Here is a 20,235-nt window from a genome sequence, read left to right on the forward strand (position 1 = left end):
CCTGCCCGCCTCGGATCTTTAACCACCACCTGTACGAATGGTCTGCCTTTACTGACAGCGCCGTCAGTTAGCAGTCACCTTGCTGACCGGGTTGGCAGGCTATAAAGGCCTCACACACTTCCAATCCTTTGCCCTGGCGCCTCACCCCATGCACATTCAACGCAAAACCGCCCTGATCGTGGCTGTCCTCGTAGTGTTGGCTGTTGCAGCCTGGACCTTGACCCGTCCAGCCAAAGCCAGACTGGCGGCGCCCACGGCGATTCCGGTGCGGGTGGTGAGCGTGGTGCAGCAGGATGTTCCGCGCTTTGTCAGCGGGATCGGTTCGGTGCTGTCACTGCACAGCGTGGTGATTCGCCCGCAGGTGGACGGCATCCTCACAAAATTGCTGGTCAAGGAAGGCCAACGGGTCAAGGCCGGCGACCTGCTGGCGACCATCGATGACCGCTCGATCCGCGCCAATCTCGACCAGGCCAAGGCGCAACTGGGCGAAAGCCAGGCGCAGTTGCAGGTGGCGCTGGTCAACCTCAAGCGCTACAAGGCATTGAGCGTCGATGACGGCGTGTCCAAGCAGACCTATGACCAGCAACAAGCGTTGGTCAACCAGCTCAAGGCCACCGCCCAGGGCAACCAGGCCGCCATCGATTCGGCCCAGGTGCAACTTTCCTACACCCAGATTCGCTCACCGGTCAGCGGCCGCGTGGGTATTCGCACCGTGGATGAAGGCAACTTCCTGCGCACAGCCGATACCCAGGGCCTGTTTTCCGTGACCCAGATCGACCCGATTGCCGTCGAGTTCTCCCTGCCGCAACAGATGCTGCCCACCCTGCAAGGCCTGATCGCGGCGCCCACCCCGGCCAGCGTCGACGCCTACCTGGGCGCCGATACCGACGGCCAGACCGGCGATTTGCTCGGCGAAGGCCATTTGAGCCTGATCGACAACCAGATCAGCTCCACCACCGGCACCCTGCGCGCCAAGGCCGAGTTCAACAACGCTTCACAGCGCCTGTGGCCGGGGCAACTGGTGACTATCAAGATCCAGACCGCCCTCGACAAAAACGCCTTGGTCGTTCCACCGACCGTGGTACAGCGCGGCCTGGATTCGCACTTCGTGTACCGGGTCAACGGCGACAAGGCCGAGGTGGTGCCGGTGCAGGTGACGTACCAGGACAGCGACCTCAACATCATCAAGGGCGTGCAGGCCGGGGATGTGCTGGTCAGTGACGGCCAGTCGCGACTCAAGGCCGGTGCGCAGGTGGAGGTACTCAAGGACCCACCGCAGGTCATCCAGACCGTCGATGCCAAGGTGCAACCATGAGCCGTTCGCCGTCAGCCTGGTGTGTCGACCACCCGGTCGCCACCCTGCTGCTGACCTTCGCCCTGGTGCTGCTCGGGCTGATTGCCTTCCCGCGCCTGGCCATTGCCCCACTGCCTGAAGCGGAGTTTCCGACCATCCAAGTGACCGCCACCCTGCCCGGCGCCAGCCCGGACACCATGGCCTCGTCCGTGGCCACGCCATTGGAGGTGCAATTCAGCGCCATCCCCGGCATGACCCAGATGACCTCCAGCAGTGCCTTGGGCTCCAGCCTGCTGACCCTGCAATTCACCCTGGACAAGAGCATCGACACCGCCGCCCAGGAAGTGCAGGCGGCGATCAACACCGCGTCCGGCAAGCTGCCCAGCGATATGCCGAGCCTGCCGACCTGGAAAAAGGTCAACCCGGCGGACAGCCCGGTACTGATCCTCAGCGTCAGTTCCAACAGCATGCCCAGCACCGAGCTGAGCGACTACGTGGAAACCCTGCTGGCCCGGCAGATCAGCCAGATCGACGGCGTTGGCCAGATCAACATCACCGGCCAGCAACGCCCGGCGATCCGCGTGCAGGCGTCGCCGGACAAACTCGCCGCCATCGGCTTGACCCTCGCCGATATCCGCCTGGCTATCCAGCAATCGAGCCTCAACCTGGCCAAGGGCGCGATCTACGGCGAGAACAGCGTGTCGACCCTGTCGACCAACGACCAGTTGTTCCACCCGGAGGACTACGCGCAGTTGATCGTGTCCTACAAGGACGGCGCACCGGTTCAACTGCGTGATATCGCCAAAGTCATCAATGGCTCGGAAAACGCCTACGTGCAGGCCTGGTCCGGCGACACGCCCGGGGTCAACCTGGTGATCTCACGCCAACCCGGCGCGAACATTGTCGAGACCGTCGACCGTATTCAAGCCGAGTTGCCGCGCCTGCAAGCCATGTTGCCAGCGTCGGTGCAGGTCAGCGTGTTGACCGACCGCACCAAGACCATCCGCGCCTCCTTGCACGAAGTGGAAGTCACCTTGCTGATCGCCATCCTGCTGGTGGTGGCGGTGATGGCGCTGTTCCTGCGCCAGTTGTCGGCGACGCTGATTGTGTCCAGTGTGCTGGGCGTGTCGCTGGTCGCCAGTTTTGCGCTGATGTACCTGATGGGCTTCAGCCTGAACAACCTCACACTGGTGGCAATCGTGATTGCCGTGGGCTTTGTGGTGGACGATGCGATCGTGGTGGTGGAGAACATTCATCGTCATCTGGAGGCGGGCCTCGACAAGCGCGAAGCGGCGATCAAGGGCGCCGGTGAAATCGGCTTTACCGTGGTGTCCATCAGCTTCTCGCTGGTGGCGGCATTCATTCCGCTGCTGTTCATGGGCGGTGTGGTCGGACGGCTGTTCAAGGAATTCGCGCTGACAGCCACCTCGACCATCCTGATTTCGGTGGTGGTATCACTGACCCTGGCGCCGACCCTCGCCGCGCTGTTCATGCGCGCGCCCACCCATCACGTCCACGACAAACCAGGTTTCAGCGAGCGCCTGTTGGCCGGCTATGCGCGCAACCTGCGCCGCGCCCTGGCCCATCAACGCACCATGGCAGCGATCTTTGTGATAACCCTGGCCCTGGCCGTGGTCGGCTATGTGTTTATCCCCAAGGGTTTCTTCCCGGTGCAGGACACCGGCTTTGTACTCGGCACCAGTGAAGCGGCGGCCGACGTGTCGTACCCGGACATGGTCGCCAAGCACAAGGCCCTGGCCGAGATCGTCAAGGCCGACCCGGCGGTGCAAGCGTTCTCGCATTCAGTGGGGGTGACCGGCAGCAACCAGACCATTGCCAACGGGCGTTTCTGGATCGCCTTGAAGGATCGCGGTGATCGCGATGTGTCCGCCAGCCAGTTCATTGATCGCATCCGCCCGAAACTGGCCAAGGTGCCGGGCATTGTGCTGTACCTGCGTGCCGGTCAGGACATCAACTTGAGTTCCGGCCCCAGCCGCGCCCAGTACCAATACGTGCTCAAGAGCAATGACGGCGCGACGCTGAATACCTGGACCCAGCGCCTCACCGAAAAACTGCGCGCCAACCCGGCCTTTCGCGACCTGTCCAACGACCTGCAACTGGGCGGCAGCATCACCCACATCAGCATCGACCGTCAGGCCGCCGCACGCTTTGGCCTGACCGCCACCGATGTGGACCAGGCGCTGTACGACGCCTTCGGCCAACGCCAGATCAACGAGTTCCAGACCGAAATCAACCAGTACCAGGTGGTGCTGGAACTGGACACGCAACAACGCGGCAAGGCCGAAAGCCTGAACTATTTCTACCTGCGCTCGCCGCTGACCAACGAGATGGTGCCGCTGTCGGCGCTGGCCAAAGTCGATCCACCGACGGTGGGGCCGCTTTCCATCAGCCATGACGGCATGTTCCCGGCCGCCAACCTGTCGTTCAACCTGGCGCCGGGCGTGGCGTTGGGCGACGCGGTGCTCATGCTCGACCAGGCCAAGAATGAAATCGGCATGCCAACTACCATCATCGGCAACTTCCAGGGCGCGGCCCAGGCGTTCCAGAGCTCCCTGGCCAGCCAACCGTGGCTGATCCTGGCGGCGCTGGTGGCGGTCTACATCATCCTCGGCGTGTTGTACGAGAGTTTCGTGCACCCGCTGACGATCATCTCGACCTTGCCATCCGCCGGGTTGGGCGCACTGATCATGCTGTCACTGATGGGCCAGGACTTTTCGATCATGGCCTTGATCGGCCTGGTGCTGTTGATCGGTATCGTGAAGAAGAACGGCATCCTGATGATCGACTTCGCCCTTGACGCCCAACGCGTGCGCGGGCTGGCGCCTGAAGAAGCGATCTACGAAGCCTGCGTCACGCGGTTCCGGCCGATCATCATGACCACCCTCGCCGCCCTGCTTGGCGCGGTGCCGCTGATGCTCGGCGCCGGCCCCGGTGCGGAAATGCGCCAGCCGCTGGGGATCGCGGTGGTCGGCGGCTTGCTGGTGAGCCAGGCGCTGACGCTGTTCACCACGCCGGTCATATACTTGTACCTCGAGAAGTTTTTCCACCGGCCCATACCAACCCCTGCGTTGGCGACCACAGATTGAAGCCCGGCCCTGGAGCAAAAGACTCATGCGCGTCCTGATTATTGAAGATGAAGAGAAAACCGCGGACTACCTGCATCGCGGTCTGACCGAGCAAGGCTATACGGTCGATGTCGCCCGCGAAGGTGTCGAGGGTCTGCACCTGGCGCTGGAGAACGATTATGCGGTGATCGTGCTCGACGTGATGCTGCCCGGCCTCGATGGCTTCGGCGTGTTGCGCGCCTTGCGTGCACGCAAACAGACGCCGGTGATCATGCTGACCGCTCGCGAGCGCGTGGAAGACCGCATTCGCGGCCTGCGCGAAGGCGCCGACGATTACCTGGGCAAGCCGTTTTCCTTCCTGGAACTGGTGGCACGCCTGCAAGCCCTGACCCGCCGTAGCGGCGGGCACGAGCCGGTGCAGGTGACGGTCGCTGACCTGTGGATCGACCTGATCAGCCGCAAGGCCAGCCGCAACGGCGTGCGCCTGGACCTGACCGCCAAGGAGTTCTCGCTGCTCAGCGTATTGGCGCGACGCCAGGGCGAAATCCTTTCCAAGACGGCGATTGCGGAAATGGTCTGGGACATCAATTTCGACAGCGACGCCAATGTGGTGGAAGTCGCGATCAAGCGTCTGCGCGCCAAGCTCGACGGGCCGTTCGACACCAAGCTGCTGCACACCATCCGGGGCATGGGGTATGTGCTGGAGAGTCGCAATGTCGGCTAACTCCATTGCCTTGCGCCTGAGCGGCATGTTCAGCCTGGTGGCGTTGCTGATCTTCCTGTTGATTGGCGGCGCGCTCTATCAACAGGTGGACCGCAGCCTTGGGCTGCTGCCGGGCGCCGAGCTGGATGCGCGCTACAGCGTGCTCGAATCGTCGGTGAACCGCTTCGGTACGCCGGACCATTGGGTGAAGATCAAGGCCAAGCTCAAGCTGCTGGGTGAGGAAGACAAACGCATCCGCTTCTGGGTGGTGAGCAGCGACCCGAACTACGAGTATGGCAACCCCGATGCGCAGATCCGCGCCTTCGCCGAAGGGCGCACAGGCAAGCGCGACTTGCACCTGGCGGGCTACAAGCACCCGTTCAAGGTGTTGGTGAGCCAGTTCCCGGCCAAGGACCAGCGCCCGCCGCTGCGCTTCATGATCGCCATCGACACCGAGAACTTCCGCGCCACCCAGCATCATTTGCTCGTGGCATTGATCAGCCTGGCCCTGGTAGGCGTGGTGCTGGCGTCGTTGCTGGGGTTCTGGGTGGCGCGCATCGGCCTCAAACCGCTGGGCAAACTCTCGGACGAGGCGCAGAAACTCGCGCCACCGAAGCTCTCCGGGCGCCTGCAACTGTCGCCGTTGCCGCCGGAGTTGAGTCAGTTCGTCAACTCGTTCAACTCCACCCTGGACCGCGTCGAGCAAGCCTATTCGCGCCTGGAGTCGTTCAACGCCGATGTGGCCCATGAACTGCGTTCGCCGCTGACCAACCTGATCGGCCAGACCCAGGTGGCGCTGACCCGTGGGCGCTCGGCCGAGCATTATTTCGAAGTGCTGCAATCGAACCTCGAAGAGCTGGAGCGCCTGCGCTCGATCATCAACGACATGCTGTTCCTCGCCAGCGCCGACCAGGGCAGCAAGGCTACCAAGCTGATCGAAAGCTCCCTGGCTGACGAGGTGGCCACCACTCTCGACTACCTGGACTTCATCCTCGAAGACGCCCAGGTCCAGGTGCAGGTCCACGGGGATGCCGTGGTGCAGATCGAGAAGGCCCACCTGCGCCGCGCACTGATCAACCTGCTGAGCAATGCGGTGCAACACACCGCGCCCGGGCAGGTCATCGCAGTGAACATAGAGGTGCAGGAGCATCAGGTCTCGATTGGTGTGACCAACCCCGGCGAAGTGATTGCCAGCGAGCACCTGCCGCGTCTGTTCGAACGCTTTTATCGGGTGGACGCGTCGCGCAGCAACAGCGGGGCCAATCACGGGTTGGGCCTGGCTATCGTCAAGGCGATTGCGTTGATGCATGGCGGCGATGTGTTCGTGCGCAGTGACGGCGGTGGGAATACCTTTGGTATTAGCCTGCCGGTCTAGCACCATGACTGTTGCGATTTGGGCAACAGTCATTATCTTGTTACACTCTGTATCGCACCGCTCACCTGCGTTAATTTGACGCATCGATGAGCGCGACGGCAAAGACAGCTTTCCCGCTTACCCGCATTTCCCTCGACTTATTTCCAGGGCTCTACACTGGGAATCTGTCTTAAAGCCGCTGACGTTCAGCGGCTTTTTTTTGCCGTCAAAAAAGGCCAGGCACCCCCAACGACACTGGCCGTTTCCGATTGACCAAAGGAGCTCCACCGGTGAAGAACTCGCTGACGTTCACCCCGTTATTCCTCGCAATAGCCGCAACGATTTCTCCCCTTGCCCACGCGGCAGACACTACCCCCGCCGACGGTTTCGTCGAAGGCGCCCACCTCACTATCAACACCCGCAACTACTACATGAACCGCGACCGGCGCGACATTCACACCGATGACAGCAAGGAGTGGGGCCAGGGTTTCATCGGTATCTTCGAATCCGGCTACACCCAGGGCACCGTCGGCTTCGGCCTGGACGCCCATGCCATGCTCGGCCTCAAGCTCGACGGCGGTGGCGGCACCGATGGTTCCAGCATCCTTCCGTATGGTGGTGGCAACGGCAAGGCACCCGGCTCGTTCTCTACCGCGGGTGGCACCTTGAAAATGCGCGCATTCGATACCGAGCTGAAGGCCGGCGACCTGATCCTCAATAACCCGGTGATCGCCGGCGGCGCGACACGCATGCTGCCGCAGACCTTCCGTGGCGTGAGCCTGACCAACCACAGTCTCGACGGCTGGATGTTCGAAGGCGGCCAGGCCAGTTTCACCAAGCTCTACAACCAGAGCGGCCATCGCCGCATCGGCACCAGCTACGGCGCGCTGCCCAACACGGCGGACAGCCAGCACATGAACTGGGCCGGCGTATCGTTCAGCGGCATCGCCGGGCTGACCAGCAACCTCTACGCGTCGGAACTCAAGGACGTGTGGAACCAGTACTACTACGACCTGGACTACACCTACGCGCTGAATGATCTGGTCAGCCTCAACCCGGGCCTGCACTACTACCACACCCAGGACACCGGCCAGTCGCTGCTCGGCGCCATCGACAACAACACCTACAGCCTGCATTTCACCGTGGGCGTGGGCAACCACAGCGTCACCGCCACCTACCAGCGGGTCAACGGCAACACGCCATTCGACTACATCGCCCAGGGCGACAGCATCTACCTGGACAACTCCCAGCAGTACTCCGACTTCAACGGCCCCAACGAACGCTCATGGAAGCTCAAGTACGCCTATGACTTCGTCGGCCTCGGCATGCCGGGCCTGACTTCGGCGGTGTCCTATATCAGCGGCGAGACCGACCTGACCAAAGTTGATCCGCAAAGCCGTGGCTACAGCGCCTGGTACAGCGCCGATGGCAAAGATGCCAAGCACTGGGAACGCGACATCGACGTGAAATATGTGGTGCAGGGCGGCAAGGCCAAGGACCTGGCGGTGCGCCTGCAATGGGCGACCAACCGCGGTGGCAATGGCTACGCGGCGGTGGATCGGGACGTGGACGAGTACCGCGTGATCGTCGACTATCCGATCAACGTGTTCTGAGGGGTGATTTTTTCTTTTTAACCAAGTATTTAATTTTCATCGGGTAGAACTAAACTGCCAGCATCCTCACCGCTGAAGTCTGCCCGATGAGTCCACGCCCTGTTCGTACCTCACCCGTACACCCTGAGTTGTTACTGATCCTGGGCAGCGGGCTCAGCGTCGCCCTGATTGTGATCATTGTCGCGGTGCTGTTGATGCGCGAACACGCCAGCACGCTCGAAGCGGCCAAGCGGTCTACCACCAACATCGCCCAATTGATCAATGCCGACGTGCTGCGTAACGTCGAACTGTATGACATGGCGCTCAACGGTCTGATTGCGGCCACGCAACGCGAAGACTTGTCCCAGGTTGCCGCCAATATCCAGCACCTGGTGCAGTTTGATTTGTCCACGGCGGCGCCTTTCAAAGGCGAGGTCCTGCTGCTGGACACCACCGGTACGGTTATCGCCGACTCCTCCACGCTGCGGCCCACGCCACGTAATTTTGCCAGCCGCGATTATTTCCAGGTGCATGCCAAGGACGCCAACGCCGGCTTGTTTATCAGTCGGCCGTTCAAGGTCCGTTGCGAATGCGACCAGGTCTGGCGCATGGCATTCAGTCGACGTGTGTCAGGCCCCAAGGGAGAGTTTGCCGGCGTGGCGGTTGCGACCATGCGCCTGGCGTATTTCGATCAGCTCTTCAACACCCTGACCATCGGCAACGGCAGCAGCGTCAACCTGCTGAGCAGGAATGGCATTCTCCTGGCCCAGCAGCCGCTGCTCGAACGCGACATGATCGACAAGGACCTCAGTGACCGGCCCAACTTCAAGCGAATACTGCGTGACGGAAGCGGCAGCTTTCAGGCGATCTCTGCCATCAGTGGCAAAGAGCGCCTGTATACCTTTACCAATGTCGGTGAACTGCCACTGATCGTGGTCGTGGCGCTGTCCAGCGAGGACGTATTCGCGCCCTGGAGTCGCGTGGCACTGCTGACCAGTAGTGCCACAGGAGTGCTCTGTGCCGGTTTGTTGTGGCTGACCTGGATGCTACGCCGGGAACTGCGACGGCGGCGGCGCGCTGAACGGGTACTGTCAGAACTGGCAGCCACCGATGCGTTGACGGGCCTGGCCAACCGCCGCGTGCTGGACGAACGCCTGCGCCTGGAGTGGGACCGCGCCCAACGCTCGACCGAGCCGCTCACGGTGCTGATGATCGATGTGGACCACTTCAAGGCGTTCAACGACCGTCATGGTCATCATGGCGGCGATGAGGCACTACGTAACGTGGCCCAAGTGATCGGTACCAACATCCGCCGCCCGGCCGACTTGGCGGCACGCTATGGCGGTGAAGAGTTTGCGGTGGTGTTGCCGTTGACCGATGCCAAGGGTGCCTGGGTGATCGCCGAGCATATCCGCAGCGGCGTCGAGCACTTGCCGCGGGTGGCCGGGGACGAACAGCCGATTACGGTGAGTATTGGCATGAGTACGTGGGACAAGCGCAGTCGCCAGTCGCTGGAGGCATTGCTGTTGAGTGCGGACCAGGCGTTGTATGAGGCCAAGCACAGCGGAAGAAACCGCATTGCCGATTCAGCAACCCTCTGAATAGTGAAGCGGATCTAATGTGGGAGGTGGCTTGCGCCCTCCCACACTTGAACAGTGGCAGAGTCAGAAAAAGTGGGTATAAAAAAAGGCCACCCGAAGGCAGCCTTTCAAAACTAAAGAAAGAGAGTTGTTACTTACACCGCCGCAACGGGACGCATGTAAGAGATCGGTGCGGTGCTGGCATCTTCGAAGGTCACGACTTCCCAAGCGTCTGTCTGCTCAATCAACTTGCGCAGCAGCTGGTTGTTAAGGGCGTGGCCCGACTTGAAGCCTTTGAACTCGCCTATCAGGCTATTGCCCAGCAGGTAGAGGTCACCGATTGCATCGAGGATCTTGTGCTTCACGAATTCGTCTTCGTAGCGAAGGCCGTCTTCGTTCAGTACACCATCCGCGTCGACCACAATGGCGTTTTCAACGCTGCCGCCGAGTGCGAGGTTGTGCTTGCGCAGGTACTCGATGTCACTCATGAAACCAAAGGTACGGGCGCGGCTGACTTCTTTTACGAACGAAGTGCTGGAAAAATCCACGCTTGCACTTTGGGTGCGGTCACGGAATACCGGGTGATCGAAATCGATCTCAAAGCTCACTTTAAAGCCTTCGAACGGGACGAAGGTGGCGCGCTTGTCGCCGTCTTCTACTGTCACTTCCCGCAGAATGCGAATGAACTTCTTGGCTGCGTCCTGTTCTTCCAGGCCGGCAGATTGAATCAAGAATACGAAGGGTCCAGCGCTGCCATCCATGATCGGGACTTCGGACGCGGAGAGCTCGACGTAGGCGTTATCGATGCCCAAACCGGCCATGGCCGAGAGCAAGTGCTCCACCGTGTCCACCTTGACGTCACCGTTGACCAATGTGGTCGACATCGTGGTTTCGCCAACGTTTTCCGCGCGAGCAGGAATCTGCACCACAGGGTCCAGGTCGGCACGCACAAACACGATGCCGGTGTCGACAGGTGCAGGCTTGAGGGTCAGGTATACCTTCTCCCCGGAGTGCAGACCTACACCTGTGGCACGAATAATATTCTTCAGGGTGCGTTGTTTAATCATGGCTTGGACCGCTTCAGCGCAAATTGCGAACTGGTATCAACAAAGGCTGGCGATAATAGCAGACCAGACCTTTGCTGAACACCAATCACCTTCATAGCCCTGATACATTCCATCAATCGGCCTGACGACGCAAGAATGCCGGGATGTCCAGGTAGTCCAGATCATCTTGCGGATTCGGGCTACGGGACGCCGCAGCACCGGCCTGAGCCTGGTTGCGCATCACGGTCGGACGGTCCAGGTCACGGTAGTTCACCGACGGCAGTTCCTGGCGCGAAGGCGCTGGAGCAGCAGCCGCCTGGCTGGCGTGGCTGGCTTGGCTGTTGTGCAGGGTGTTGTCGATGACCTTCACAGGCTTCTCGATTTTCGCGCCCAGGCCGGTCGCAACCACGGTCACGTGCAGCTCGTCGCGCATGTCCGGATCGATAACGGTACCGACCTTGACCATGGCGTGCTCGGAAGCGAAGGCTTCGATGATGCTACCCACGTCGGAGTACTCACCCAGGGACAGGTCAGGACCGGCGGTGATGTTCACCAGGATGCCGCGTGCACCTTGCAGGTTCACGTCTTCCAGCAGCGGGTTGCGGATGGCCGCTTCAGTGGCTTCACGTGCACGGTTCGGACCGCTGGCGCAGCCAGTGCCCATCATCGCCATGCCCATTTCGCTCATCACGGTACGGACGTCGGCAAAGTCGACGTTGATCATGCCTGGGCGCTTGATGATGTCGGAGATACCGCGAACGGCACCGGCCAGTACATCGTCAGCCTTGGCGAATGCGGACAGCAGGCTCGCGTCCTTGCCCAGGATGGTCAGCAGCTTCTCGTTGGGGATGGTGATCAACGAGTCGACGCTTTCAGACAGCAGACGGATGCCTTCGTCGGCGATCTGCATGCGCTTGCGACCTTCGAACGGGAACGGACGGGTGACGACAGCCACCGTCAGAATGCCCATTTCCTTGGCCACTTCGGCAATGATCGGCGCAGCACCGGTACCGGTACCGCCGCCCATGCCGGTGGTGATGAACACCATGTTGGTGCCTTGCAGCACTTCAGCGATACGCTCGCGGTCTTCCAGCGCGGCTTGACGGCCGACTTCCGGGTTGGCGCCAGCGCCGAGGCCCTTGGTCACCGCAGTGCCCAATTGCAGGATGGTCCGCGCGCCGATGCTTTTCAGCGCCTGGGCATCAGTGTTGGCGCAGATGAATTCAACGCCTTCAATGTTGCTCTTGACCATATGGTTGACAGCGTTGCCGCCGCCACCGCCGACACCGATCACTTTGATGACCGGGCTTGCGGGGATGTTGTCTACGAGTTCGAACATGTTCCCTCTCCTTTCATTTCTCTAGTTTTTTCGCCTACTGCTTACAACGGTGTTGCGGTGTCGCGGTAAATCATTAGAAGTTGCCCTTGACCCATGCCTGCAACCGCTCGAACAACGGCGCCTTGGCCTCGTCGTCGCTGCGGTAGCTGTCACGGTTGCTCGGGCCCGACAGGGAAATGCCGTCGGTCTGCTTTTGCAGCCCGTACAACAGCAAGCCCACGCCGGTGGAATAAATCGGGTTGCGTACCACGTCGCCCAGACCCTTCACGCCATGGGGCACGCCCAGGCGGACCGGCATGTGGAAGATTTCCTCGGCCAGCTCGACCGCGCCTTCCATCTTCGAGGTACCACCGGTCAGCACGATGCCGGCCGGGATCAAATCTTCGTAGCCGCTGCGGCGCAGTTCAGCCTGGATCAGGGTAAACAGCTCGTCGTAGCGTGGCTCGACCACTTCGGCCAGGGCCTGGCGCGACAGTTCGCGCGGTGGACGATCACCCACGCTCGGCACCTTGATGGTCTCGCCGGCACCGGCCAGCTTGGCCAGGGCGCAAGCGTAGCGGATCTTGATTTCTTCGGCGTACTGGGTCGGTGTACGCAGCGCCATGGCGATGTCGTTGGTCACCTGGTCACCGGCAATCGGGATCACGGCGGTGTGACGGATCGCACCCTCGGTGAAGATCGCGATGTCGGTGGTGCCGCCGCCGATGTCGACCAGGCACACGCCCAGTTCTTTTTCGTCGTCGGTCAGAACCGAGTAGGCCGAAGCCAACTGCTCGAGAATGATGTCGTCGATTTCCAGGCCGCAGCGACGCACGCATTTTTCAATATTCTGTGCGGCGTTGACGGCACAGGTCACCACGTGGACCTTGGCTTCCAGGCGTACGCCCGACATGCCCAGGGGCTCACGCACGCCTTCCTGGTTGTCGATCACGTAGTCCTGCGGCAGGGTGTGCAACACCCGCTGGTCAGCCGGGATCGCCACGGCCTGGGCAGCGTCGAGCACGCGCTCGAGGTCGGCCGAGCTGACTTCGCGGTCGCGGATCGCCACGATGCCGTGGGAGTTCAGGCTGCGGATATGGTTGCCCGCCACGCCGACGAACGCCGAGTGGATCCGGCAACCGGCCATCAGCTGCGCTTCTTCGATGGCGCGCTGGATCGATTGCACGGTGGACTCGATGTTCACCACCACGCCCTTCTTCAGGCCCCGGGACGGATGCGTGCCAATACCGACGATTTCGATGACACCGTCTTCCCCGACCTCGCCCACCAGCGCCACCACCTTGGAGGTGCCGATATCGAGACCGACGATCATTTTGCCGCTTTGCACGTTTGCCATGGGTCCTGCCTCTTCTTAATTCTTCGCGACAGCGGGTTGCGCTGCCGTGGGCGCTGCCGGTTCACGCCAGCCGACGGCAAGGCCGTTGGCGTAACGCAGGTCGACGCTCGCAATGTTCGTAATCTGTTCTTTCAAGGTCTTGTCGTAGATGGCAATGAAGCGGCGCATCTTTTCCACCAAGCGGTCGCGTCCCAGCAACAACTGGATGCCCGGGCCGGAACTGCCTGCCCCGGTCGTCAAAAACCAGCTGCCCCGTTCACGCAGTTCCAGGCGTGCAATGGAGAAGCCCAGTGGCCGCAGCATCTGGCTCAAGGCCTGGTACTGCTGCATCACTTGCTGCTGAGCCCGCTGCGGCCCGAACAGCTGCGGCAGGTGCTCGTAGTTGGCCAGCTCACGCGGGGTGAACGCCTGGCCCTGGTTGTTCAACAGCGCTTCGTCACCCCAACGGGCCACGGGCAGTTGTTCTTCCAGGCGGATCGTCACCTGGTCCGGCCATACGCGGCGGACTTCGGCGTGGGCGATCCACGGCATCTGTTCCAGCTCCGAGCGCATGCCGGCCAGGTCGATGGTAAAGAAGCTCGCCGCCAGGTACGGGCCGATGCGCTGCTGTACCGCTTGCTGGCTGATGTAGCTCAAGTCGCCCTGCACGCTGATCCTGGTGATCGGCCGGTCGGCATACGGCAACAGACGCTGCGCGCCTTCGTAGGTTCCGAAGCCCAGCACCACCAGCAATACCGGCCAGTACAACGCCTTGAGGAAACCAAAGTTGGCTTTCGGCAGGCGCGCCGACATCGGCTCTTTAGCCACCATTCGGCTGGCACCCCGTGGCACCGGCTTGCGGCTCGGTGCTTGAGGGGGCTGATGACGAAGCGATGCGCCTTTCATGTCCTTAGCCTCGTGGCTCAATGCTTGCGGCCAGGATCGCCAGCACCAGTTGCTGGAAATCCAGGCCCGCAGCGCGAGCGGCCATAGGTACCAGGCTGTGGTCGGTCATGCCCGGTGCGGTGTTGACTTCCAGGAACCAGAAATTCCCTTGGTCATCCTGCATCACGTCTGCCCGCGCCCAACCGGCGATACCCAGCGCCTCACAGGCTTTCGCCGTGAGGTCCATCAATTCCTGTTCCTTGGCTGCGTCAAGGCCGCATGGGATCCGGTACTGGGTATCGGAAGCCAGGTACTTGGCGTCGTAGTCGTAAAAGGTGTGGGGCGTGCCCAATGCGATGGGCGGCAATACCTGGCCACGCAGGGTGGCGATGGTGTACTCGGGACCCTGGATCCACTGTTCCACCAACACTTGCGAATCGTAGGTACTTGCCGCTTTCCATGCGTCGATCAATTCGGCAGCCGAGTTCACTTTAGCCATGCCGATACTGGAGCCTTCATGGGCAGGTTTGACGATCAAAGGCAGGCCCAGTTCCTTGGCTGCAGAAATACAATCGTCTTCGCTGCACAGCACACTGTGACGCGGGGTCGGAATGCCCAGGCTGTGCCACACCTGCTTGGTGCGCAACTTGTCCATCGCCAGCGCGGAAGCGAGGATGCCGCTGCCCGTGTAAGGGATGCCGGCACACTCCAGCAGGCCTTGCATGCTGCCGTCTTCACCGCCACGGCCATGCAGGATGATGAAGGCGCGGTCGATCTTCTCGGCCTGCAGGCGGGCGAGGAAGTCATCGCCCACGTCGATACCGAAGGCGTTCACGCCGGCACTTTGCAAGGCTTCGAGCACGGCGTTGCCGGACTTGAGCGACACTTCGCGCTCGGCGCTCTTGCCGCCGAACAATACGGCTACGCGACCGAAGTCGGCAGGCGTGATCGTGGAAAACAGGGAGGCGTAGTCAGTGGTCATTTCGCCGCTCCCTTTTTTGCCGCAAACAGCGGGCTCGCCAGCAATTTCGGCGCAAGGCCACCAATGTCACCGGCGCCCTGGCACAGCAGGATGTCGCCGGCACGCAGCAGCGGCTTGACGATTGGCGCCAGGTCCACGCCACGTTCGATGTAGATCGGGTCCAACTGGCCGCGCTGACGGATGCTGTTGCACAGCTTGCGGCTGTCGGCGCCCGGGATCGGCTCTTCGCCGGCAGGGTAGACTTCCATCAACAGCAGCACGTTGGCATCAGCCAGTACATTGACGAAATCGTCGTACAGGTCGCGGGTACGGCTGTAGCGGTGCGGCTGGTACACCATCACCAGGCGACGCTCCGGCCAGCCACCACGCACGGCCTTGATCACCGCAGCGACTTCAGTCGGGTGGTGCCCGTAGTCGTCCACCAGCATCACGTCACCGCCCTCTACCGGCAACTGGCCGTAGACCTGGAAGCGACGGCCCACGCCGGCAAAGCGCGACAGGCCTTCGACGATGGCTTCATCGCTGACGCCCTCGTCGGTGGCGATGCAGATGGTCGCCAGGGAATTGAGTACGTTGTGGTTGCCCGGCATGTTCACCGAGACATCCAAGGGCTCACGGTCCGGACGCAGCACGGTGAAGAAGGTTTGCATGCCTTCCTGGCGCACATTGATGGCGCGCACGTCGGCGTCTTCGCTGAAGCCGTAGGTCACGGTCGGACGCTTGACCAGCGGCAGGATTTCGCGCACCACCGGATCGTCCAGGCACACCACCGCCAGACCGTAGAACGGCAGGTTGTGCAGGAACTCGACGAAGGTTTTCTTCAGCTTGTTGAAGTCACCGTCGTAGGTCGCCATATGGTCGGCGTCGATGTTGGTGACCACAGCCACCAGCGGTTGCAAATGCAGGAAGCTGGCATCGCTTTCATCGGCTTCGGCGATCAGGTAACGGCTGGTGCCGAGCTGGGCATTGGTGCCGGCGGCATTCAGGCGGCCACCAATGACGAACGTCGGGTCCAGGCCTCCGGCGGCGAACACCGAGGCAATCAGGCTGGTAGTAGTGGTTTTGCCATGGGTGCCGGCGACGGCGATGCCGTGGCGATAGCGCATCAGCTCGGCCAGCATCTCGGCGCGAGGCACCACGGGAATGCGGCGCTCAAGGGCGGTGGCCACTTCCGGGTTGGAGGTGTTCACGGCGCTGGACACCACCAGCACATCGGCCTCGGCGGCGTTCTCGGCACGGTGGCCGATAAAGATCTGCGCGCCGAACGACTTCAGGCGGTCGGTGACCGGCGACTCTTTCAAGTCGGAGCCGGACACCTGGTAGCCCAGGTTCAGCAGTACTTCGGCAATGCCGCACATGCCCACGCCGCCGATACCGACGAAGTGGATGCGACGGATGCGGCGCATTTCCGGTTGCGGCATGGCTTTCTGATTCTCAACCATGGGCCACCTCCAGGCAGATATCGACCACGTTGCGGGTTGCGTCAGGTTTGGCCAGGCGGCTTGCGGTGCTCGCCATGCTGTTGAGTCGTTCCGGTTGCATCAATACCTCGGTCAGGCGTGCGGCCAAGTCGGCGGCGCCAGTCGTTCTTTGCGGCAGCAGGAAGGCAGCGCCCTCCCCGGCCAAATATTCAGCGTTGCGGGTCTGGTGATCGTCGATCGCGTGGGGCAAAGGCACCAGCAACGACGGCAGACCGGCGGCGGCCAGTTCACTGACGGTCAGCGCACCGGAGCGGCAGACCACCAGGTCGGCCCAGCCATAGGCATGGGCCATGTCTTTGATGAAGGGCTGTACGTTCGCCTCCACACCGGCCTCGCGATAGCGCGTGGCGGTGACTTCACCATGATCTTTGCCCGCCTGGTGGAAGACCTCAGGGCGCAACTCCACAGGAAGTTGCGCCAGGGCTTGCGGCAGCAATTTGTTCAAAGGCTCGGAGCCCAGGCTGCCGCCCATGACCAGCAGGTGCGCCTTGCGCCCGGCCAAGGCTTCACGGGCGATGCCCATGAACAGTTCGATGCGCACCGGGTTGCCAGTGGTGCGCAGCTTGTCCGATGCACCAAAGGTCTTCGGAAAGGCCTCGCACACCCGCGCCGCCAAGGGCACCAGCAGGCGGTTGGCGGTGCCGGCGACGGCGTTCTGTTCGTGCACAATCACCGGCACACCGGCGAGCCTGGCCGCGACGCCACCAGGGCCGGTCACATAGCCACCAAAACCGAGCACACACACCGGCTTCAGTTCACGAATGATCTTGCGCGCCTGCCACACCGCCTTGAGCAACACGAACGGCGCCTTGAGCAGGGACAACTTGCTCTTGCCGCGCAGGCCGGTGACGTTGATCAGGTGCAGCGGCAAGCCGGCATTCGGCACCAATTCGTTTTCGATACCGCGCGGCGTGCCCAACCAGTGCACGGTGTAGCCACGGTTCTGGAATTCCCGCGCGCAGGCCAGGGCCGGGAACACGTGGCCCCCGGTGCCGCCCGCCATGATCAGCACGTTAGCGCCCATGGGTCGGCTCCTCGGCGAAATCGCTTTCGCTGAATTCCATCTCTTCGCTGCCCAGGTGGGTTCGACTCTCCCACTCGATGCGCAGCAACAAGCCCAGGCACGCGCAGCAGATCACCAACGAACTGCCGCCATAACTGAGGAACGGCAAGGTCAGGCCCTTGGTCGGCAACAGGCCGACGTTCACACCGATATTGATCAGGAACTGGCCGATCCACAGGAACGACAAGCCGTACGCCACATAGGCGGCGAAATACTGTTTGGCCTTCTCGGCCCACAGGCCGATGTACATGCCGCGTACACACACGAACACGAACAGCGCGACGGTGCATAGCGAACCCACCACACCGAGCTCTTCGGCCAGTACCGAGAACACGAAGTCGGTGTGCGCTTCCGGCAGGTAGAACTGCTTCTGCACACTGTTGCCCAGGCCCACGCCCAGCCACTCGCCGCGACCGAAGGCGATCAGCGCCTGGGTCAACTGGTAGCCGGAGCCGAACTGGTCGGACCAGGGGTCGGTAAAGGTGATCAGACGCGCCATCCGGTAGGGTTGTGCCTGCACCAGGACCGTCACGGCAGCCACGGCCAGCACCACCATCAGGGTGAAGCGGAACAGCCCCACGCCGCCGAGGAACAGCATCGCCGCAGCAGCGCCCATCATCACGACGGTGGCGCCGAAGTCGGGCTCCATCAGCAGCAGGCCAGCCATGGGCAGCAGCACGATGAACGGCTTGAAGAACCCCATCCAGCTTTCGCGCACTTCTTTCTGGCGACGTACCAGGTAGCCGGCCAGGTAGATCACCACGAACACCTTGGCGATTTCCGACGGCTGCACGTTGAACGCGCCGAAACCGATCCAGCGCATCGAACCATTCACCTCGCGGCCGATGCCGGGCAGGATCACCATGACCAGCAAGCCGAACGCCCCGATCAGCATCAACCAGCCCAGGCGTTGCCAGGTGGCGATGGGGATCATCATGGTGACGATGCAGGCGCCGAGGCCGATCACCAGGTACACCAGGTGACGGATCATCATGTACAGGGTATTGCCCGACTGCACGGCAGCCACTTCGGACGACGCCGAGGTAATCATCACCAGGCCCAGGCCCAACAAGGCGAGGCAACCGGCGAGCATCGGGAAATCGAGGTCGATACCGCGCCCGGTAATGATCGGCGATGGGTACGGCTTGATGATATTCCGGAAATTCATGCCAAGGCCTCCACGGCGCGGGCGAACAGCTGGCCGCGCTCTTCGTAGTTCTTGAACATGTCGAAACTGGCGCAGGCTGGCGACAACAGCACCGCATCGCCGGACTGGGCCAGGGCCTTGCAACGGGCGATGGCGTCGTCCAGGGACGTGGCGCGCACTTGCGGCACCGCGTCACCGAGAGCGGCGGCGATCAGATCGGAATCGCGGCCCATCAGCACCACGGCGCGGCAATGCTCAGCCACCGGGCCTTTAAGGTCCTTGAAGTCGGCACCCTTGCCGTCGCCACCGGCGATCAACACCAGCTTGCCGTCGATATCGGCGCCAAGGCCTTCGATGGCTGCCAGGGCTGCACCCACGTTGGTGGCCTTGGAATCGTTGTAATAGCTGACGCCATCAAGGTCGCGCACCCACTGGCAGCGATGCTCAAGGCCGCCAAAGCTGCGCAGCGCCGAGAGCATGGCGTCAAACGGCAGGCCGACGGCATGCCCCAGCGCCAACGCCGCCAGGGCATTGGACTGGTTATGGGCGCCACGGATTTTCAGCTCGCGCACCGGCATCAGGTTCTGGAATTCGAAGGCCAGGTATTTCTCGCCGTTCTCTTCGCGGATGCCGAAGGCTTTGAAATCGGGTTTGCCGAGGCCGAAGGTCCAGCAGGGCAGGCCCTCGCCCATCAGCGGACGGCTCAGGGCATCCTGGCGGTTGACCACGACTTGCCGCGCACCACGGAAGATCCGGTGCTTGGCCAGGTGGTAAGCCGGCAGGCCGCTGTAGCGGTCCATGTGGTCCTCGCTCACGTTCAACACGGTCGCCACTTCGGCGCCGAGGTCGTGGGTGGTTTCCAGCTGGAAGCTCGACAGCTCCATCACGTACAACTCGATGTCGTCACTGAGCAGGTCCAGCGCGGGTGTACCGAGGTTGCCGCCCACGGCCACGCGCTTGCCGGCCGCAGTCGCCATCTCGCCGACCAGGGTGGTCACGGTGCTTTTCGCGTTGGAGCCGCTGATGGCCACGATCGGCGCCTTCGCATTACGGGCGAACAGGTCGATATCGCCGGACAGCTTCACGCCACGGGCAGCGGCGGCTTGCAGGGCCGGGGTCGCCAGGGCCAGGCCGGGGCTCACGTAGAGCTCATCGGCACGGCACAGAAACTCGACATCCAGCTCGCCACAACGCACTTCCACGTGCGGGTAGTCACGGCGCAGCGTGACCAGCTCCGGTGGATTTTCCCGCGTATCGGCCACGGCAAACGACGTGCCGCAGTTCGCCAGGAAGCGAACCAGGGACATGCCGCTCTTGCCGAGGCCGACAACGATGCGGAAGTGGTCTGAAGCGATCAGGGACACTCGT

General features: G+C 62.2%; 15 protein-coding genes. 6 read left to right on the forward strand and 9 right to left on the reverse strand.

All coding sequences use genetic code 11. The features are described 5' to 3' along the window. Positions 1 to 148: 148 nt before the first annotated feature. The 6 genes from BM110_RS03800 (at position 149) to BM110_RS03825 (ending at position 9,630) form a co-directional block, all read left to right on the forward strand. On the forward strand, positions 149 to 1,315 hold the full coding sequence (locus BM110_RS03800) for an efflux RND transporter periplasmic adaptor subunit (RefSeq protein WP_093512440.1): 1,167 nt from the start codon (positions 149 to 151) through the stop codon (positions 1,313 to 1,315). Next, entirely contained in the window at positions 1,312 to 4,401 is a 3,090-nt protein-coding gene (locus tag BM110_RS03805) for a multidrug efflux RND transporter permease subunit (protein WP_093512442.1), read from the forward strand. Before BM110_RS03800 ends, BM110_RS03805 begins: the two co-directional genes overlap by 4 nt. A 25-nt stretch (positions 4,402 to 4,426) precedes the next feature. After that, positions 4,427 to 5,104 carry a heavy metal response regulator transcription factor gene (locus tag BM110_RS03810; RefSeq protein ID WP_071491192.1) on the forward strand — a complete coding sequence of 226 codons (678 nt, stop codon included), beginning with the start codon at positions 4,427 to 4,429 and terminating at the stop codon, positions 5,102 to 5,104. Beyond that, complete coding sequence (locus BM110_RS03815; protein WP_092240792.1) at positions 5,094 to 6,458, forward strand: heavy metal sensor histidine kinase; 1,365 nt, start codon at positions 5,094 to 5,096, stop codon at positions 6,456 to 6,458. Before BM110_RS03810 ends, BM110_RS03815 begins: the two co-directional genes overlap by 11 nt. 269 nt (positions 6,459 to 6,727) lie before the next feature. Next, positions 6,728 to 8,050 (forward strand): OprD family porin, encoded by a 1,323-nt coding sequence (locus BM110_RS03820; protein ID WP_093512444.1) that lies wholly within the window; start codon positions 6,728 to 6,730, stop codon positions 8,048 to 8,050. 86 nt (positions 8,051 to 8,136) lie between these two features. Next, entirely contained in the window at positions 8,137 to 9,630 is a 1,494-nt protein-coding gene (locus tag BM110_RS03825; RefSeq protein WP_093512446.1) for a GGDEF domain-containing protein, read from the forward strand. A gap of 134 nt (positions 9,631 to 9,764) precedes the next feature. Here the strand turns inward: BM110_RS03825 and lpxC are convergent, their stop codons facing one another. The 9 genes from lpxC to murD all read right to left on the reverse strand — a co-directional run bounded on the left by lpxC (position 9,765) and on the right by murD (position 20,231). Continuing rightward, complete coding sequence (gene lpxC, locus BM110_RS03830) at positions 9,765 to 10,676, reverse strand: UDP-3-O-acyl-N-acetylglucosamine deacetylase (RefSeq protein ID WP_003171886.1); 912 nt, start codon at positions 10,674 to 10,676, stop codon at positions 9,765 to 9,767. A gap of 112 nt (positions 10,677 to 10,788) precedes the next feature. Next, entirely contained in the window at positions 10,789 to 11,994 is a 1,206-nt protein-coding gene (gene ftsZ / locus BM110_RS03835) for a cell division protein FtsZ (protein ID WP_017526184.1), read from the reverse strand. Between the two features lie 73 nt (positions 11,995 to 12,067). Then, on the reverse strand, positions 12,068 to 13,330 hold the full coding sequence (gene ftsA, locus BM110_RS03840; protein WP_010213031.1) for a cell division protein FtsA: 1,263 nt from the start codon (positions 13,328 to 13,330) through the stop codon (positions 12,068 to 12,070). Between the two features lie 15 nt (positions 13,331 to 13,345). Beyond that, positions 13,346 to 14,215 (reverse strand): cell division protein FtsQ/DivIB, encoded by an 870-nt coding sequence (locus tag BM110_RS03845; RefSeq protein WP_071491188.1) that lies wholly within the window; start codon positions 14,213 to 14,215, stop codon positions 13,346 to 13,348. 4 nt (positions 14,216 to 14,219) lie between these two features. After that, a complete protein-coding gene (locus BM110_RS03850; protein ID WP_092240786.1) occupies positions 14,220 to 15,176 on the reverse strand; it encodes a D-alanine--D-alanine ligase in 957 nt (318 codons plus the stop codon). Beyond that, complete coding sequence (murC, locus tag BM110_RS03855) at positions 15,173 to 16,618, reverse strand: UDP-N-acetylmuramate--L-alanine ligase (protein ID WP_071491186.1); 1,446 nt, start codon at positions 16,616 to 16,618, stop codon at positions 15,173 to 15,175. Before murC ends, BM110_RS03850 begins: the two co-directional genes overlap by 4 nt. After that, a complete protein-coding gene (murG, locus tag BM110_RS03860) occupies positions 16,611 to 17,681 on the reverse strand; it encodes an undecaprenyldiphospho-muramoylpentapeptide beta-N-acetylglucosaminyltransferase (protein ID WP_093512448.1) in 1,071 nt (356 codons plus the stop codon). The genes murC and murG overlap by 8 nt, the downstream gene beginning before the upstream one ends. Continuing rightward, on the reverse strand, positions 17,671 to 18,888 hold the full coding sequence (ftsW, locus tag BM110_RS03865; protein WP_053254470.1) for a putative lipid II flippase FtsW: 1,218 nt from the start codon (positions 18,886 to 18,888) through the stop codon (positions 17,671 to 17,673). The genes murG and ftsW overlap by 11 nt, the downstream gene beginning before the upstream one ends. Next, entirely contained in the window at positions 18,885 to 20,231 is a 1,347-nt protein-coding gene (gene murD, locus BM110_RS03870; RefSeq protein WP_093512450.1) for a UDP-N-acetylmuramoyl-L-alanine--D-glutamate ligase, read from the reverse strand. Before murD ends, ftsW begins: the two co-directional genes overlap by 4 nt. Between the last annotated feature and the right edge of the window lie 4 nt (positions 20,232 to 20,235).

It is taken from the genome of Pseudomonas sp. NFPP28, assembly GCF_900115535.1.
Lineage (GTDB): Bacteria > Pseudomonadota > Gammaproteobacteria > Pseudomonadales > Pseudomonadaceae > Aquipseudomonas > Aquipseudomonas extremorientalis.

Coding starts and splice junctions, on each gene's coding strand:
- BM110_RS03800 (WP_093512440.1), top strand. CDS start 149: ATGCACATTCAACGCAAAACCGCCCTGATCGTGGCTGTCCTCGTAGTG.
- BM110_RS03805 (WP_093512442.1), top strand. CDS start 1,312: ATGAGCCGTTCGCCGTCAGCCTGGTGTGTCGACCACCCGGTCGCCACC.
- BM110_RS03810 (WP_071491192.1), top strand. CDS start 4,427: ATGCGCGTCCTGATTATTGAAGATGAAGAGAAAACCGCGGACTACCTG.
- BM110_RS03815 (WP_092240792.1), top strand. CDS start 5,094: ATGTCGGCTAACTCCATTGCCTTGCGCCTGAGCGGCATGTTCAGCCTG.
- BM110_RS03825 (WP_093512446.1), top strand. CDS start 8,137: ATGAGTCCACGCCCTGTTCGTACCTCACCCGTACACCCTGAGTTGTTA.
- lpxC (WP_003171886.1), bottom strand. CDS start 10,676: ATGATTAAACAACGCACCCTGAAGAATATTATTCGTGCCACAGGTGTA.
- ftsZ (WP_017526184.1), bottom strand. CDS start 11,994: ATGTTCGAACTCGTAGACAACATCCCCGCAAGCCCGGTCATCAAAGTG.
- ftsA (WP_010213031.1), bottom strand. CDS start 13,330: ATGGCAAACGTGCAAAGCGGCAAAATGATCGTCGGTCTCGATATCGGC.
- BM110_RS03845 (WP_071491188.1), bottom strand. CDS start 14,215: ATGAAAGGCGCATCGCTTCGTCATCAGCCCCCTCAAGCACCGAGCCGC.
- BM110_RS03850 (WP_092240786.1), bottom strand. CDS start 15,176: ATGACCACTGACTACGCCTCCCTGTTTTCCACGATCACGCCTGCCGAC.
- murC (WP_071491186.1), bottom strand. CDS start 16,618: ATGGTTGAGAATCAGAAAGCCATGCCGCAACCGGAAATGCGCCGCATC.
- murG (WP_093512448.1), bottom strand. CDS start 17,681: ATGGGCGCTAACGTGCTGATCATGGCGGGCGGCACCGGGGGCCACGTG.
- ftsW (WP_053254470.1), bottom strand. CDS start 18,888: ATGAATTTCCGGAATATCATCAAGCCGTACCCATCGCCGATCATTACC.